13 protein-coding genes are annotated in these 15510 nt (G+C 52.0%); 11 read left to right on the plus strand and 2 right to left on the minus strand.

The genetic code is table 11. The features are described 5' to 3' along the window. Positions 1 to 46 precede the first annotated feature (46 nt). The 4 genes from rpsD to C5O23_RS01755 all read left to right on the plus strand — a co-directional run bounded on the left by rpsD (position 47) and on the right by C5O23_RS01755 (position 2727). Entirely contained in the window at positions 47 to 652 is a 606-nt protein-coding gene (gene rpsD, locus C5O23_RS01740; RefSeq protein ID WP_107031235.1) for a 30S ribosomal protein S4, read from the plus strand. 17 nt (positions 653 to 669) lie between these two features. After that, on the plus strand, positions 670 to 1662 hold the full coding sequence (locus C5O23_RS01745; RefSeq protein WP_107031236.1) for a DNA-directed RNA polymerase subunit alpha: 993 nt from the start codon (positions 670 to 672) through the stop codon (positions 1660 to 1662). Positions 1663 to 1670: 8 nt separating this feature from the next. Continuing rightward, positions 1671 to 2168, plus strand: a complete 498-nt coding sequence (gene rplQ, locus C5O23_RS01750; RefSeq protein WP_107031237.1) for a 50S ribosomal protein L17 — start codon at positions 1671 to 1673, stop codon at positions 2166 to 2168. Positions 2169 to 2403: 235 nt separating this feature from the next. Then, on the plus strand, positions 2404 to 2727 hold the full coding sequence (locus tag C5O23_RS01755; protein WP_107031238.1) for a hypothetical protein: 324 nt from the start codon (positions 2404 to 2406) through the stop codon (positions 2725 to 2727). A 147-nt stretch (positions 2728 to 2874) separates the two neighbouring features. Here C5O23_RS01755 and C5O23_RS01760 read toward each other — a convergent pair whose 3' ends face one another. Next, complete coding sequence (locus tag C5O23_RS01760) at positions 2875 to 4254, minus strand: MFS transporter (protein WP_107031239.1); 1380 nt, start codon at positions 4252 to 4254, stop codon at positions 2875 to 2877. A gap of 901 nt (positions 4255 to 5155) precedes the next feature. On the opposite strand from C5O23_RS01760, the gene C5O23_RS01765 reads away from it, so the two are divergent. Continuing rightward, on the plus strand, positions 5156 to 7189 hold the full coding sequence (locus C5O23_RS01765) for a transketolase family protein (protein WP_107031240.1): 2034 nt from the start codon (positions 5156 to 5158) through the stop codon (positions 7187 to 7189). A 408-nt stretch (positions 7190 to 7597) separates the two neighbouring features. Continuing rightward, a complete protein-coding gene (locus C5O23_RS01770; protein ID WP_107031241.1) occupies positions 7598 to 8809 on the plus strand; it encodes an OmpA family protein in 1212 nt (403 codons plus the stop codon). A 141-nt stretch (positions 8810 to 8950) separates the two neighbouring features. Here the strand turns inward: C5O23_RS01770 and C5O23_RS01775 are convergent, their stop codons facing one another. Continuing rightward, positions 8951 to 9952: an aldo/keto reductase gene (locus C5O23_RS01775; RefSeq protein WP_107031242.1), complete on the minus strand. Its 1002-nt coding sequence runs from the start codon at positions 9950 to 9952 to the stop codon at positions 8951 to 8953. A 260-nt stretch (positions 9953 to 10212) separates the two neighbouring features. On the opposite strand from C5O23_RS01775, the gene C5O23_RS01780 reads away from it, so the two are divergent. From C5O23_RS01780 to C5O23_RS01800, 5 genes are all read left to right on the plus strand, one after another. Continuing rightward, the gene (locus tag C5O23_RS01780) at positions 10213 to 10605 is read left to right on the plus strand and encodes a BlaI/MecI/CopY family transcriptional regulator (protein WP_107031243.1); all 393 of its coding nucleotides are present in this window, start codon (positions 10213 to 10215) and stop codon (positions 10603 to 10605) included. Positions 10606 to 10661: 56 nt separating this feature from the next. Beyond that, positions 10662 to 12359: a M56 family metallopeptidase gene (locus C5O23_RS01785; protein ID WP_107031244.1), complete on the plus strand. Its 1698-nt coding sequence runs from the start codon at positions 10662 to 10664 to the stop codon at positions 12357 to 12359. Positions 12360 to 12515: 156 nt separating this feature from the next. Beyond that, positions 12516 to 13775 (plus strand): putative DNA modification/repair radical SAM protein, encoded by a 1260-nt coding sequence (locus C5O23_RS01790; RefSeq protein WP_107031245.1) that lies wholly within the window; start codon positions 12516 to 12518, stop codon positions 13773 to 13775. Further along, the gene (locus C5O23_RS01795; RefSeq protein ID WP_107031246.1) at positions 13772 to 14542 is read left to right on the plus strand and encodes a TIGR03915 family putative DNA repair protein; all 771 of its coding nucleotides are present in this window, start codon (positions 13772 to 13774) and stop codon (positions 14540 to 14542) included. The genes C5O23_RS01790 and C5O23_RS01795 overlap by 4 nt, the downstream gene beginning before the upstream one ends. A gap of 37 nt (positions 14543 to 14579) precedes the next feature. Continuing rightward, positions 14580 to 15425, plus strand: a complete 846-nt coding sequence (locus C5O23_RS01800; RefSeq protein ID WP_107031247.1) for a patatin-like phospholipase family protein — start codon at positions 14580 to 14582, stop codon at positions 15423 to 15425. The last annotated feature ends 85 nt before the right edge of the window (positions 15426 to 15510 follow it).

The raw sequence follows: 15510 nt of genomic DNA on the forward strand, positions 1-15510 counted from the left end.
AGAATCGGAGCCACTGAAAAGGAAACAACATCAAACAAAAACAGAAATGGCAAGATACACAGGTCCCCGCACCAAAATCGCCCGTAAGTTTGGCGAACCCATCTTCGGTGAAGATAAAGTCCTCGCCAAGAAAAATTATCCTCCGGGCCAGCACGGACTCAACAAAAGAAGAAAAACTTCTGAGTACGGCGTCCAGCTCCGCGAGAAGCAGAAAGCCAAATACACCTACGGCGTTCTCGAAAAGCAGTTCCACAACCTCTTCGACAAAGCATCACGCGCTAAAGGTATCACCGGTGAGATCCTCCTTCAGCTTCTTGAAGGCCGTCTCGACAACGTAGTTTATCGTCTCGGTATCGCACCCACCCGCGCAGCAGCCCGTCAGCTTGTGCTCCACCGCCACATCGTGGTCAACGGCAAAGTTGTCAACATCGCATCTTACGCAGTTAAGCCCGGCGATGTTATCGGTGTCCGTGAAAAGTCAAAGTCTCTCGAAGTAATTTCCGACGCACTCGCCGGATTCAATCACAGCAAATATCCTTGGCTCGAATGGGATGAGAACATCAAGGCCGGTAAATTCCTCCATGTTCCCGCCCGTGAAGACATCCCTGAGAACATCAAAGAACAGCTTATCGTCGAGTTGTATTCTAAATAATAATTAAATCAAGATCCATGGCTATTTTAGCATTCCAGAAACCCGACAAAGTCCTCATGTTGGAAGCCGATAATCATTTCGGTAAATTTGAGTTTAAGCCATTGGAACCGGGATATGGTATAACCATTGGCAACGCCCTGCGTCGCATCCTTCTCTCCTCCCTCGAAGGTTTCGCCATCTCGTCGATCCGCGTTGACGGAGTGAAACACGAGTTTGACACTATCCCCGGCGTCAAGGAAGATGTCACAAACATCATTCTTAACCTCAAGAAAGTAAACCTTAAGCAAAAGGTTGAAGATACCGACTTCGAAAAAGCCTCCATCACTGTGTCAGGTCAGGAAGAGTTCACAGCCGGTGACATTGGCAAAGTCCTCTCAGGATTTGAAGTCCTGAACCCCGATCTTGTCATCTGTCATTTGGATCCGAGCGCCAGCTTCACTATCGACCTCACAATCAACAAAGGTCGCGGTTGGGTTCCCGCCGAGGAAAACCGCAATGCAAACGACGCTATTGATGTCCTCGCGATCGACTCGATCTACACCCCGATTCAGAATGTGAAATACACAGTGGAGAACTTCCGCGTTGATCAAAAGACCGACTACGACAAGCTCACACTTGAAATCACCACCGACGGATCAATTCTTCCGAAAGACGCTCTCAAAGAAGCAGCTAAAATTCTCATCTATCACTTCATGCTCTTCTCCGATGAAAAGATCACTCTTGAAACGGACGAAACTGACGGTGAAGAAGAATTTGATGAAGAAGTACTCCACATGCGCCAGCTCCTCAAGAGCAAGCTTGTGGATATGGACCTCTCAGTCCGCGCCCTCAACTGCCTCAAGAGCGCCGAGGTTGAAACCCTTGGTGAACTCGTGGTCTTCAACAAGACCGACCTCCTGAAATTCCGTAACTTCGGCAAGAAGTCACTCACCGAACTCGATGAACTTCTTGCAAACCTCAACCTCTCCTTCGGAATGGATATTTCCAAATATAAACTTGATAAAGAGTAATTATAACGATGAGACACAATAAAAAATTCAATCACCTCAGTCGCAAGAAGGCTCATCGCGACGCTCTGCTCGCCAACATGACGATCTCGCTGATCATGCACAAACGCATCTTCACAACCCTCGCCAAGGCCAAAGCTCTCCGCGTCTATGCTGAGCCCCTGATCAACCGCGCTAAGGAAGACAGCACTCCCAACCGCCGTCTGGTTTTCGCTCATCTCCAGAATAAGGAGGCTGTGACTGAACTCTTCCGCGAAATCGCTCAGAAGATCGCTAACCGCCCCGGTGGTTACACCCGCATCCTCAAAACAGGCAACCGTCTCGGTGACAACGCCAAGACTTGCTTCATCGAACTCGTAGACTACAACGAAAACATGCTTAAGGACAACGGCGGCAAGAAGCAGACCCGCACCCGTCGTTCTCGCCGTGGCGCTAAGAACGCAGCACCCGCAGCTGAAGCACCCGCCCAGGCAGAAACTCCTGCAGCAGAAGCTCCCGCAGCTGAATGATCTGAAGCTAGCTGACAACGAGATTCATTTATAAAAATTTCACCGGATTCCTCTCAGAGGAGCATCCGGTGAAATTTTTTTATTATATTTATGCCCGATCCCTGCGATATTCCGGACGGAAAATTTTCCGGCCCGCAATATTTGACTCTCAGCAGCCCTTAAAAGAGTCTATTTGAACTTATGACTGTGAACCTTAGCTATTTATGGGATCTTAAAAAATTACAGCACCTGCATAATGAAAATGTTTACCTCCGGCGAGAGGCGAGGCCTCATCCTGCTTACCTTGATTCTACTGCTGCTTGGGGCGGCGGTTGCGATCTGTGACCGCCGTCAAGATCGCAACAGTGATATGTCACATATTGAGATCATAGCAGCAGATGAAGCAGGGCAGCAGAAAGATCAACAGACCGTTCATCCGGATACGCTTCCAGGCAAAGACAATAAAGAAGATCCGGGCAAAAGGGTAGGGCGCAGGAAGAAATCAGACCATAAGAAATCCGGCAAGTCTCTCCGGCAGCCACCGCCGCCACGGCGCCCCTTGGATCAGCCGGTGAATTGACAGCTCAGGAATAAGCATCCGGACAGGCGCATAAAATAGAATCGCATCCGCAATGAGGTCGGAGACCCTCGGCGCGGATGCGATTTTACTGTAATGTATGTGCGTGTCGCGGACACGTGGAGCGAAGTCTGCTCCGCTCAATCCTGATTACAGATTGCGGGGATCGATTTCTTCATCGACGGGAATGTCTGTATTGACATTCTTCGAGCCTACAAGGCCGTAGAAAAGCAGATAGGCAAGCATTGCTACCACCAGCCAGTAGGAAGCCATATAGCCGATGCTGTTGGCAATGGCGTTCTGAACGAGAGGCATGATGCCGCCGCCTACCACCATCATCATGAATATGCCGGAAGCCTGGGCGGTATATTTACCGAGGCCCTCCACCGCAAGGTTGAAAATGCCGCCCCACATGATGGAAGTGCAAAGGCCGCAGAGAATAAGCAGGAAGGCGCTGACAGGCACTTCGGCTCCACCTTCATAGAGGAATTCAGGCACGGGGAGTGTGCTTTCCTTGGGGATAAAGATGGCAAGGATGATAAGCACTATCGCTGTGCATGAAACGGCTATGAGCTGTGTGCGTGACGAAACGGCTCCGCTGATGAAACCTGAAAGTGTACGGCCCACGAGCATGAACAGCCAGTAGATAGCCACGATCGCACCTGCGATGGTTGATGCCTGGCCTACCACGCCGGCGCCGTTGGCAGTCTGATCGGCAAGATAGAAATTGAGGGTGCCGGGGATGCCGACTTCAATACCTACATAGAAGAAAATGCCGATTACGCCAAGCACTGTGTGGCGGAAGTTCCAGGGAGAGTGTGAATACTTGACTTTCTTTCCGGAAGTAGTGTTCGGCTCAGGTATAGCGACGAATGACAGGATCACGAAAGCCACCGCAAAGATGCCGATACCGATGAAAAGAAGCGGATTGACATCTCCGATCTGGGTCTTGTCGGTGAGAACGCCGATGAGCATACCGACGAAGAACGGGGTCATTGTGCCGGAGAAGGAGTTGAGCGCACCGCCGAACTGCAGCAGCTGGTTGCCCTTGTTGCCGCCGCCGCCGAGAAGGTTGAGCATCGGGCAGACAACCGTGTTGAGCATACAGACGCAGAAACCGCATATGAATGCGCCGAGCAGATAGATGAAGAAGTTGAGAGTGATGGGGAAAGAGTGTGCCACACCGTCAGCATTTGTTGAATTAAAGGTGGTCACAACAGTGTCTGTCCCTACGCTGCTTGACAGGAACTGGACGAAAAGACCGACGATGCCGACAGCCAGGGCCCAGAGAGCCGTTTTCTTGTAGCCGATTTTGACGAGCAGGTTTCCGGCCGGAATGCCCATGAACAGATAAGCTGCGAAGTTCATCATGTTGCCCATCATGCCGAGCACTGAATTTCCTTCAAACTGATAGCCCCAGATTGTACCGATCGGAGCTGCGAGGTTGGTAACGAACGAGATCATGGCGTAGATGAAAAACATCACTACTATAGCCACTATTCGCCCGTTGTTCTTTGCGGTAGTTTCCATTTGTTGATTTTTGGTAGAAGAAAAATTATGTAATAAAAGAATTTGTTTCTTTGCGAGCCTTAGAAATTTGTGTTTGCGGAAAATATGGTTTGTATGACTGATAGTTTCATAACACAGCAAAGATAACTATTCTTTTTAAATAAATTTATCATATTGCGGATAATTATAGGTTTTGATTGCCTTTTCGCGTAAATTTTTTGTCTAAGCCTATGACTCAGGGTGGCTTATTGTATATTTGACAGAGAGGATCAGGACGTTCGGACAAGCTCCGGCATACAATATCATGACCGGCTGAAATGATTGCAGGAAGGATGGCGGACAGGTGTTTTATTGGCGTTTTCACAAAAAAATGTAGAGTTTTTGTTGTCATTTCGACAATATTGCCTAAATTTGTAACGCAATTCTTCATAAAACAGACAGTTCAGTGCATGATTCCGCCCGATTGGGCATTGTAGAATCAACTGACAGATTATATTCTCATGCCAAAGCGGCATAGCAAACCATCTCTGCGACATAGAAACATATGCAAATTACTATAATGCTCATTATTGCAAATCTACCGTTTTACCAGATCTGAAACATCTGGCCGTTTCTGCTGTGATGCGGCCTTTGACATCATATTGATCCGCGGCAGGCTTTGAAGCAATAAGTGTCATCAGGCTTATTGTAGACAGCTGTCTGTCGGGCCGTCTCCGGATTGACCGCATAGATAGTAATCCTCTTTGTGAAAAGTGGGTACATCTATTTTATTTGTTACTATTGTGTGTCGAATTCCTTGCCGTTTTTGGCGGGGAATTCGTTTTTAATTTGTAAATTTGCATCACCTCACAAGTCATTCAGGCGAAGCAGTGATCGCCCCCGAATGCAATCTGAAACTATTTTTATACTTATAAATAACCCCATGAATCTATCAGCAATTAACCATGCAGCCGACAATATCCGTGTGCTCGCTGCATCAATGGTTGAAAAAGCCAAGTCCGGTCATCCCGGAGGCGCCATGGGTGGCGCTGATTTCGTCAACGTTCTTTACTCGCAGTTCCTTGTGACCGATCCCGACGACGGGAAGTGGCTTGGCCGCGACCGTTTCTTCCTCGACCCCGGTCATATGTCGCCTATGCTGTACAGTGTCCTGGCTCTGTTCGGCCACTACACACTGGCCGAACTTGAGCAGTTCCGTCAGTGGGGCTCTCCGACACCCGGTCATCCCGAACTTCACCCCGAACGCGGTGTTGAAAACACATCAGGTCCTCTCGGCCAGGGCCACACAATGGCTGTCGGCTGCGCCATCGCAGAGCGCTTCATGGCCGCCCGCTTCGGCGAATGGATGAGCCACAAGACCTATGCCTTTATCTCCGACGGCGGTATTCAGGAAGAGATCTCGCAGGGCGCAGGTCGTCTTGCCGGTTATCTCGGCCTTCACAACCTCATAATGTTCTATGACAGCAACCGCGTGCAGCTCTCCACGATGGTCGATGCCGTAGACCGCGAGGACGTAGCTGCAAAATATCGCGCATGGCACTGGAACGTAATCGAGATCAACGGCAACGATCCTCAGGAAATAGCCCAGGCCATCATTGCCGCTCAGGGAGAAAAGGAACGCCCCACGCTGATCATCGGAAACACCGTGATGGGTCGTGGCGTTGTCAAGGCCGATGGCTCAAACTTCGAAGGCCAGTGCTCTACCCACGGTCAGCCTCTGAGCGCATCAGGTGCCGACTATGCAGCCACTATGAAGAACCTTGGAGCCGATCCTGAAAATCCCTGGGTTATTTTTGACGATGTCAAAGCCCTCTATGACGAACGCCGCCGTGAACTCCGCGAAATTGTCAAGGCAAAACGCGCCGAGCAGGCAGCATGGGAGGCCGCCAATCCCGAACTCGCCAAGGAACTCCACACATTCCTTGACAACAAACTCCCCGAAATCGACTGGAAAGCCATTCCCCACAAACCCGGCATCGCATCGCGCCAGGCATCGGCCGACGTGCTCGGAGTGCTTGCCGAGAAGGTCAACAACATGATTGTCTCCTCTGCCGACCTTGCTAACTCAGACAAGACCGACGCCTTCCTCAAGAAGACCCGTCCGTTCACCAACGGAGACTTCTCAGGCGCCTTCCTCCACGCCGGCGTTTCAGAACTCACAATGGCAGCCGTAATGAACGGCATCGCCCTTCATGGCGGAGTCATCGGAGCCTGTGGCACATTCTTCGTGTTCAGCGACTATATGAAACCCGCTGTCCGCATGGCCGCACTGATGGAACTTCCCGTGAAATATATCTGGACCCATGACGCATTCCGCGTAGGTGAAGACGGCCCGACCCACGAACCCGTAGAGCAGGAAGCCCAGATCCGGCTGATGGAAGAGCTCCGCAACTTCAACGGCGAGCCCTCGATGCTCGTGCTCCGTCCGGGAGATGCCGCCGAAACCTCAGTGGCATGGGCAATGGCTATGGAGAACTTCAAGACCCCGTCGGCCCTCATCCTTTCGCGTCAGAACATCCCCGACCTGCCCGCCGCATCAGGCGACCGTTTCGCCGAAGCCAACGCCGGCTGCCGCCGTGGCGGATATGTGGTTGTCGAAGCTGAGAACCCCGACGTGATCCTCGTAGCCAACGGCTCTGAAGTGTCGCTTCTCTGCGAAGTCGCAGCCCGTCTTGCCGAAGAAGGCAAAAAAGCACGCGTAGTCTCAGTGCCCTCGATCGGACTCTTCTTCCTCCAGGATGCCGACTACCGCAAGGCAGTCATCACCCCCGGAGTTCCCGCGTTCGGTCTGACTGCCGGTCTGCCCTCTACACTCCGAGAGGTAGTCGGAGCTGACGGCATGGTATTCGGTCTCGACCACTTCGGCGCATCCGCACCTTATAAAGTCCTTGACGAAAAATTCGGCTTCACAGTCGATCATGTCAAAGGACTCGTTGAAAACTTCATCAAAGCCTGATCTCAGGAGTGACAGACTTGTTCTGAAACTCTATGACCAGGACCTTTGACGGGCTCTGCAATGTATCGCTTCTGCTTCCGCATCTTTATCAATCGGCAGCAGAAGCGATTTTTGTTGAGCGGCTGTGCCGGCGGGAATTTTGCATTTTTGGTCACTAATCTTCTCTTATCGGCCTATAAGACCCCGCAAATTTGGTCAGAAAGTAAGAAAATTAGTGATTGTTAAAGAAAAATTAGCTAAAATTTAGATAGTCTGAAAAAAAAGTTATACCTTTGACGGTAATTTCCACAGATAGGTGTGGCTCCGAATGTCATGCCAGCGTCTTAGGAATGACTATACACCTTAATTATTATAGACACAGTCTTAAACCAAACATTTTTCAACTATTTTACAATAATTTAAATTATTATGAAAAAAAGTGCTATCCTTGGCTTGGTAGCTGCTCTTTTTGTTGGTCATAGCGCAATGGCTCAGAGCAACCAAGAAATCAGCTATGTTGAGGACCCCTCTCAGGGCTATCTCTTCAATAGCTTCTCAAACAACTGGTTTGTATCGGTTGAAGGTGGTATGAACTACTACTTCCGCAACCACAACTCAGAACGTAGCTTCCTCGACCGTTTCTCTCCCAATGCCGGCATCTGGGTTGGTAAATGGTTCTCTCCCATCGTTGGTCTTCGTGCCGGTGGCAACTTCACTCAGGTCAAAGGCCTCAGCAAAGACGGTGGTGTAGGTTACTACGGAACTTTTGAAGATTTCGATAAGTACAAACGTAACGAGTTCGGCATCAACCTCGACGCTATGCTGAACCTCACCAACTGGTGGTGCGGCTATCGTCCCGGTCGCGTTTACAACGCTATCGTTTACGGTGGTGCAGGCCTCAACTGGCAGTATGTGCCCGACTTCGACTCAAACGGCAACCGTGACGGCTGGAAGAACGGTAGCAACAAGAACCTCACTGCCCATGTTGGTCTTATCAACAACTTCGCTCTCAACAAGCACCTCAGCCTCTACCTCGACGTTCGTGCAGCTCTCATGACTGACGACCTCCGTTATGCAGGCAGCCTTTCAGCTTATCAGCAGAAGCAGTACATGGACCTCCAGGCTTATCTCGGTCTTACCTACAACTTCAACAAGACCACCTGGTCAGCTCCCGTTGTGCCCGTTTGCCCCGAACCCACCAACTGCGATGCTGTTGAAGCTCGTCTCCAGGCTGCTAACGCCCGCATCTCTGACCTCGAACGTCAGCTCCGCGACTGCCTCAACCGTCCGGTTGAAAAGGTTGAAGCCAAAGAAGGCCCCCTCTGCACCATCTACTACACCATCGGCAAGTCAAACATCTCTCGTGTTGACAACAAGGTGCTCGGCGCTGTGGCTGAAATCATGAAGCAGAACCCCGAACAGAAGTACACCGTTACCGGCTGGGCCGATAACTACACCGGTTCTGATCAGGTTAACGAACGTCTCCGTAACGCTCGTGCCAAGGGTGTTGAACGCGTTCTTCTCCGCAACGGCGTTAACGCTTCTCAGCTCAACGTAACCGTTAACAACGGCAACCTCAACGACATGGGTGAGAAGTTCGTTTCTCTCGACCGCGCCGTAACTATTGAGGCTGACAAATAATCAGAGTCAACCTGATAACGATAGAAAATAGAAAGATCTAACGAAGTTTTCTATATGACGATCCCCCGTGCTCAGATCCGAGCACGGGGGATTTGCTTGTTTTGTGGAGTCCGTGACACCGCAGCGCAAAGCGCGCAGGCGTCACGGGTTTGTGGAGTCGATTATCTGCAGCTCATCATCGCTGAAAGCCGGCGATTCCAGAGCGCTGAGATTGCGTTGGAGCTGGGAGGTGGAGCTTGCGCCTACGATCACACTCGTTACTTTCCGGTCACGTAGAATCCAGGCGAGAGCCATCTCGGCGAGGCTCTGACCGCGCTCTGCTGCCAGACCGTTAAGCTTTCTTACCGATTCGAGCAGGCCGGGAGTCAGAGAGTTGGATTTCAGATGGCCGCCGAGAGCAATGCGCGAATCTTCCGGAATGCCGTTGAGATAGCGATCGGTCAGAAGCCCCTGGGCCAAAGGTGAGAACGCTATATAGCCAACACCGTTGTCAGCCGCCTCACTGATTATGCCTCCGGCCTCGTCGGCGCGGTCAAGCATATTGTAGCGGCCCTGGTAGATCAGGCAGCGCACATCGCGTTCGGCAAGATAGCTGTAGGCCTTGCGGGCAGCCTCGGCGGGCCAGCGGGAGATCCCGACATAGAGAGCCTTACCCTGACGAACAATGTCGACAAGCGCCTGCAGGGTTTCTTCAAGCGGTGTCTCCGGATCGAAGCGGTGGCTGTAGTACAGATCTACATAGTCAAGTTTCATGCGGCGGAGGCTCTGGTCAAGACTCGCCATAAGATATTTCCGCGAACCCCAGTTGCCGTACGGACCGGGCCACATGTCATAGCCGGCCTTGGTCGAGATGAAAAGTTCGTCGCGGTAGGGAGCGAATGATTTTTCCATGACAATGCCGAAGGTTTCCTCAGCCGAACCGTATGACGGACCATAGTTGTTGGCCAGATCGAAGTGGGTGATGCCGTGGTCGAAGGCATAGTGCAGCATAGCCATAGAATCGGACAGTGGATTGACATCGCCGAAATTGTGCCAGAGGCCGAGTGAAATCTCTGGAAGCAGTATGCCGCTGCGTCCGCAACGGCGGTATTTCATGCCGCTGTCATATCTTGCAGGGGCAGGGGTGTAGATGGGGTTTATCATATAGAGTTGTGATTATTTGTTGTTGACAGGCTGGGGGAATTGCAAATTTACAAAATCCGGCATCCATCCGCCGCCATTGAGCGAGACAAATATGCCCTTTAGAAATCGGATAAAGTGGCGGTTAACAATATTTAACCGAGTAAAACGAATATATTAGTTTTGGGAATTAAAAAAATAGTTATATCTTTGCCGTGTCAACTAATGTATTAGTTTGACGCTATGAATTGTTATTAAACAGCCTCTAACTCAGACAGACATTTATGAAAGCAGGAAGGAAACCACAGATTCTGACCGAAAAAGAACTGGTCATCATGAGAATGCTCTGGGAGCACGGTCCGATGTTCGTCCGCGAGATGCTTGAGATCTATCCCGAACCCAAGCCCCACTTCAACACCGTCTCAACCATAGTGCGCATTCTTGAAGACAAAGGCCATGTGGGCCATGAAGTCGTAGCTGCCTCCCACCGCTACTATGCCGTGGCGCGGCAGGAAGACTTCCGCAAGAAATCGCTTGCCCGCCTTGTCAGCGACTATTTCAACAATTCCTATAAGAATGCGGTGTCGGCCCTTGTGGAGGAAGAAAAAATCTCGCTTGACGAGCTGCGGGAGATCATAGATCTTGTTGAAAGAAAAAACAGCGACAGCGACAAGTAAAACCGCCATCCTGCTCTTCCGTTCAATAAAAAAACTCTCTTTATATTATAAGGTATATGGGCATACTATTTTCCTACTCGCTCTACAGTTCCATTCTCCTCTCCCTGCTCTATCTTTCATATAAATGGGTGCTTGCAGGAGAGAATCAGCATGCCTACAACCGCACAGCGCTGTGGCTGATATGCCTTGTCGCGCTTCTCGGTCTGCCGCTGTCGCGCTTGGCCGCATCCATTGGCGCTGATGCTCCGGCAGCAGTGATGCCCGAAATCGAGATGGGGCAGATACAGATCGGCCTTGAGGCCGACGAGAGCGCCGGCTTTCAGCCTCTGTGGCTCACCGCCGTGCTCTGGATCTACCTTTCAGGAGTGGTGCTGACCGCCATGCAGACACTCTTGATTGCCTCACGGCTGTGGCGCATCATCTCGGCTGGAGAAACCGTCCGTGAGGGGCGTTACAAAATAATTCTTACCGATGACCGCAGTATAGCACCCTTCAGCTGGTGGCGCTATGTGGTCATGAGCCGTAGCGACTGGAACGAGAGCGGGCGCATGATCCTTACCCACGAGCTCAAGCACCTCAGTCTGCATCATTGGATTGACCTGGCTGTAGCGCAGATCATAAGCATTTTCCAGTGGTACAATCCCTCGGCGTGGCTCATGCGCGAGGAGTTCAAGACCGTCCATGAATACCAGGCCGACAAGGCCGTGCTCGAATCAGGCATCCCTGCCCGTGACTATCAGATGTTATTAATAAAAAAGGCTGTCGGCGCGAGATTCCCGTCACTTGCCAACAGCCTGAATCATAGTAAACTTAAAAAATGTATCACCATGATGTACAATCAGAATTCATCGGCCTCCCGCCGTCTGCGCGGTCTGGCCCTGGTGCCTGCGCTCGCCGCAGCCATCGCAGTGACAAACATTGATGCCGTAGCGGCAGTGCTTGAGGAAACCTCTGCGGCGCGCTTCCTTGTCGAAGAGACTTCGGAACCGGTAGCGGCTGAAATCCGGACTGCGGTCAGCGGTCTTCCCTCTACCGAAAGCTCCGCGGTTTCCACCCGCGAAGTTAGCGAAAAAACTCAGGACTCGCAAATGTCGCCGGCCACAGTCTCAGTTCATACCGACAATGCCGTGGCAGCTGCTGCAGCCGAGACACTGACGGCCGCGGTCTCCGAAGGTGATAAGCCAAGCGGGAAGGCTGCTGAAAAAGCAGACGCTCCGGAGTCGGTCTATTCCGTCGTTCAGAAGAAGCCTGAATTCCCCGGTGGCGACGCCGCTGTGCTGCAGTACATCTCTGACAATATCCATTATCCTAAGGAAGCCAGAGATAAAAAAATCCAGGGGCGCGTGGTGGTCCGTTTTGTCATCAACAAAGACGGCTCGGTTGGCGAGACCAGTGTGCTCCGCAGTGCAGATCCGCTTTTGGACAAAGAGGCCATGAGAGTGGTCAGCACTTTACCGGCATTTAAACCCGGAGAGGTAGACGGCAAGCCGGTTTCGGTCTACTATGTTCTCCCCATTGGTTTCAGCCTCAAAGACGATGCCGGGAAAGAAAACAGTGACAAGCCTGTTGTCAAAGTAAAGTCAGTTGATGGCAAGCAGGTAGCAGATGTTGACGGACGGAAGGAAGAAGTCAAAGTATATGTCGACGGCAAACTTTATGAAGGCAATCTGGCAGATATCGACCCCTCGAAAATCGAATCAATGACAGTCGACAAATCAAAGGAAGGAGTCATCCGGATTGAAATGAAAAAATAGCCCTGTAAGAGATTTATTCCTCAGTGAGTTAAGTAATAGAAGTATAAAATGACAGCGTCAGCTGCCGGATCTGCGGAGACGGCGGCTGACGTTTTTGTTTTTTTTAACATGGGTGTGTTCCCGTTTTGCCCGGTCGATGGCTAACTTTGCACCGTTATGACGGAAGCTACTCTTGAGAAACTCAAAATTCTGGCTGCGGCGGCCAAATATGATGTGTCATGCTCGTCAAGCGGCACGGTGAGGCGCAACGATGGCAAGGGCGTGGGCAACACTGTGGGCGGAGTGGGCATCTGCCACAGTTTTGCCGCCGACGGCCGATGCATCGCGCTGCTGAAAGTGATGTTGACAAACTACTGCATGTATGACTGCGCCTACTGCATCAACCGGCGCAGCAATGACATTCCGCGGGCCACTCTCTCGGTCTCGGAGGTGGTCGATATAACGATGGAATTCTACCGCCGCAACTATATAGAAGGGCTTTTTCTGAGCTCAGGTGTGGTACGCAACCCCGACTACACAATGGAGCGCATAGCCCGTATAGCCAAGGATCTGCGCCGGATACACCGCTTCAATGGCTACATCCATCTCAAGAGCATCCCCGGAGCCTCGCGTGAGCTTGTCAATGAAGCCGGACGCTATGCCGACCGCATGAGCGTCAACATCGAGATCCCACGCGAACAGTCGCTTAAATATCTCGCTCCGGAGAAAGACCATAAAAGCGTCTATGAACCGATGGGCTTCATCCGTCAGGGAGTGTTGCAGTGTCAGGAAGACAAAAAGAAGATGCGCCACGTGCCCCGCTTCGTGCCCGGAGGGCAGAGCACACAGATGATTGTCGGTGCCTCTCCTGACACCGACCGTGACATACTGCTCACCTCCTCGGCTCTCTACAGCATGCCTACCATGCGCCGTGTCTATTATTCGGGCTACGTCTCGGTCAATCAGTATGACTCGCGTCTGCCGGCGCTTAAACAGCCACCGCTCGTGCGCGAAAACCGCCTCTATCAGGCCGACTGGCTGATGAGGTTCTATCAGTTCAAGGCCGAAGAGATTGCCGACGAGAGCAATCCCAACCTCGATCTGGAGGTTGATCCGAAACTCGGATGGGCTTTGCGTCATCCCGAAGCCTTCCCGGTCGACATCAACCGCGCTCCTTACGAGATGATTCTGCGTGTGCCGGGCATAGGTGTGAAATCAGCCGCTCTGATTTTCAGTGCACGCCGTTACCGTCATCTCAATTCCTCCCATCTGTCGAAAATCGGAGTGGCCATGAAGAGGGCAAAATATTTCATCACCTGCGGCGAACTGGTGGCGCCATCAATCGCCGATACCTCTCCGGAATATGTGCGCCGTCTGCTAACCGCCCGCAAGAGCCGTGGCGAAAATCCACTCCAGCTTTCATTTGATTTCTCATGATCATCTATCGTTTTGACGGCAGTTTCGACGGCCTGCTCTCGGCCGTCTTCGACTCTTTTGCGCGCAGGGAGAAGCCCGACGCGCTGCTCACCCCTGACGGCTCCCTGCCTCTCTTCTATGATCTGGTCCATCAGGTGGAGACCGACAGCGACAAGAGTGGCCGCGTGTGGCGAAAACTCACCAAAGTTATCACCGCCTCAGCCCGCGCGGCTCTGACATCGGCATTTCTGACAGACAACCCTGAATTTCCAATCCTCGCACTCCGTTTCATCAGCCGGGCAGTCACATCGCCCGGAGTGTCTGTCGAGACCGATTTTTCCGACCCTGCCGTCCTGACCGTGCTCAAGGAATGCCGGAGGGTCAGGGGAGAGGCCCACAGACTGCTTCAGTTCGTGAGATTCCAGAAAGCGGCTGACGGCACTTATTTTGCCATGATAGAGCCTGCTTTTGATGTATTGCCCTTTGCCGTGAATCATTTTGCCGACCGTTTTTCCGACCAGCCTTTCATCATCTATGACCGCCTGCGTGACTACGGCTACCACTACGACGGCGCGGAACTGAAGCGGGTGGTCATAAGTTCCGACGGCTACCACATGCAGACCGGACTCCTCTCCGAAGAGATCATGCACCCGCAGGAACGACTCTTCCAGGACCTCTGGCGAGCCTATGTGAAGTCTACAGCAATAATGGAGCGCCTCAATCCGCGCAAGCAAAGGCAGGACATGCCCGTAAGATATTGGAAATATCTCACGGAAATGCAGAAATAATCCGTAACTTTACGGAGACAAATATGGTTTATTGAAAATGAAAAAAGGACTTGTGCTTGAAGGCGGAGCGATGCGCGGGCTCTTTACAGCCGGCGTGATCGACGTGATGATGGAAGAAGGCATAGACTTCGACGGACTGATCGGAGTCTCGGCCGGATCGAGTTTCGGATGCAACTACAAGTCGCGGCAGCCGGGCCGCGTGTTGCGCTACAATCTGCGCTTCGGCCGTGATCCGCGCTACATGGGGCTGCGCTCGCTCCTCACCACCGGCGATCTCGTTGGAGCCGAGTTCGCCTATCACACCCTCCCGCTCGAACTCGACATTTTCGACATCGAAGCCTTTGAGAGCAATCCGATGGAATTTTACCTCGTGGCCACCGACGTGACCACCGGCTCTCCGGCCTACTATCGGATGGACCGCGTCGACTACGACTCCCTTGAATGGCTGCGCGCCTCGGCCTCTATGCCAGTCGTCACCCGCCCGGTCAGAGTCTCCGACGGGCGCCGTATGCTCGACGGCGGCATCAGCGACTCAATACCGCTGGAATACTTTCAGTCTCTGGGCTATGAACGCAATGTGGTAGTGCTCACCCAGCCGCGCGACTACCGTAAGACAGCCTCTCCGGCATGGCTCTGGCGGCTTCTGCTGCCACGCTGCCCGGCTATAGCCCGTGCAATGGCACGACGTCATGAAATGTACAACTCCCAGCTCGACTACATAGCCTCACAGTCCGCAGCCGGCCACGCCTTTGTCATCGCCCCCGAATCACCCCTTCCCATAGGGCGTGTAGAAATGAACCCCGGCAAGATGCAGCTCGTCTATGACACCGGCCGCCGCACCGCCCTCGCCATCCTCCCCCGTCTCAAAAAATTCCTCCTCTGAGAGCAGAATTGTGAATTGCACGGAATATAATTGAATGACAGCCTAAATGAAAAATATCCGTAAAAAAATTACGGCAATCGGATTT

The sequence above is a fragment of the Duncaniella muris genome (assembly GCF_003024805.1).
Lineage (GTDB): Bacteria > Bacteroidota > Bacteroidia > Bacteroidales > Muribaculaceae > Duncaniella > Duncaniella muris.

Bases quoted from the DNA above. Each gene is read 5' to 3' on its own strand.
- rpsD (WP_107031235.1), top strand. From the start codon at position 47: ATGGCAAGATACACAGGTCCCCGCACCAAAATCGCCCGTAAGTTTGGC.
- C5O23_RS01745 (WP_107031236.1), top strand. From the start codon at position 670: ATGGCTATTTTAGCATTCCAGAAACCCGACAAAGTCCTCATGTTGGAA.
- rplQ (WP_107031237.1), top strand. From the start codon at position 1,671: ATGAGACACAATAAAAAATTCAATCACCTCAGTCGCAAGAAGGCTCAT.
- C5O23_RS01755 (WP_107031238.1), top strand. From the start codon at position 2,404: ATGAAAATGTTTACCTCCGGCGAGAGGCGAGGCCTCATCCTGCTTACC.
- C5O23_RS01760 (WP_107031239.1), bottom strand. From the start codon at position 4,254: ATGGAAACTACCGCAAAGAACAACGGGCGAATAGTGGCTATAGTAGTG.
- C5O23_RS01765 (WP_107031240.1), top strand. From the start codon at position 5,156: ATGAATCTATCAGCAATTAACCATGCAGCCGACAATATCCGTGTGCTC.
- C5O23_RS01770 (WP_107031241.1), top strand. From the start codon at position 7,598: ATGAAAAAAAGTGCTATCCTTGGCTTGGTAGCTGCTCTTTTTGTTGGT.
- C5O23_RS01775 (WP_107031242.1), bottom strand. From the start codon at position 9,952: ATGATAAACCCCATCTACACCCCTGCCCCTGCAAGATATGACAGCGGC.
- C5O23_RS01780 (WP_107031243.1), top strand. From the start codon at position 10,213: ATGAAAGCAGGAAGGAAACCACAGATTCTGACCGAAAAAGAACTGGTC.
- C5O23_RS01785 (WP_107031244.1), top strand. From the start codon at position 10,662: ATGGGCATACTATTTTCCTACTCGCTCTACAGTTCCATTCTCCTCTCC.
- C5O23_RS01790 (WP_107031245.1), top strand. From the start codon at position 12,516: ATGACGGAAGCTACTCTTGAGAAACTCAAAATTCTGGCTGCGGCGGCC.
- C5O23_RS01795 (WP_107031246.1), top strand. From the start codon at position 13,772: ATGATCATCTATCGTTTTGACGGCAGTTTCGACGGCCTGCTCTCGGCC.
- C5O23_RS01800 (WP_107031247.1), top strand. From the start codon at position 14,580: ATGAAAAAAGGACTTGTGCTTGAAGGCGGAGCGATGCGCGGGCTCTTT.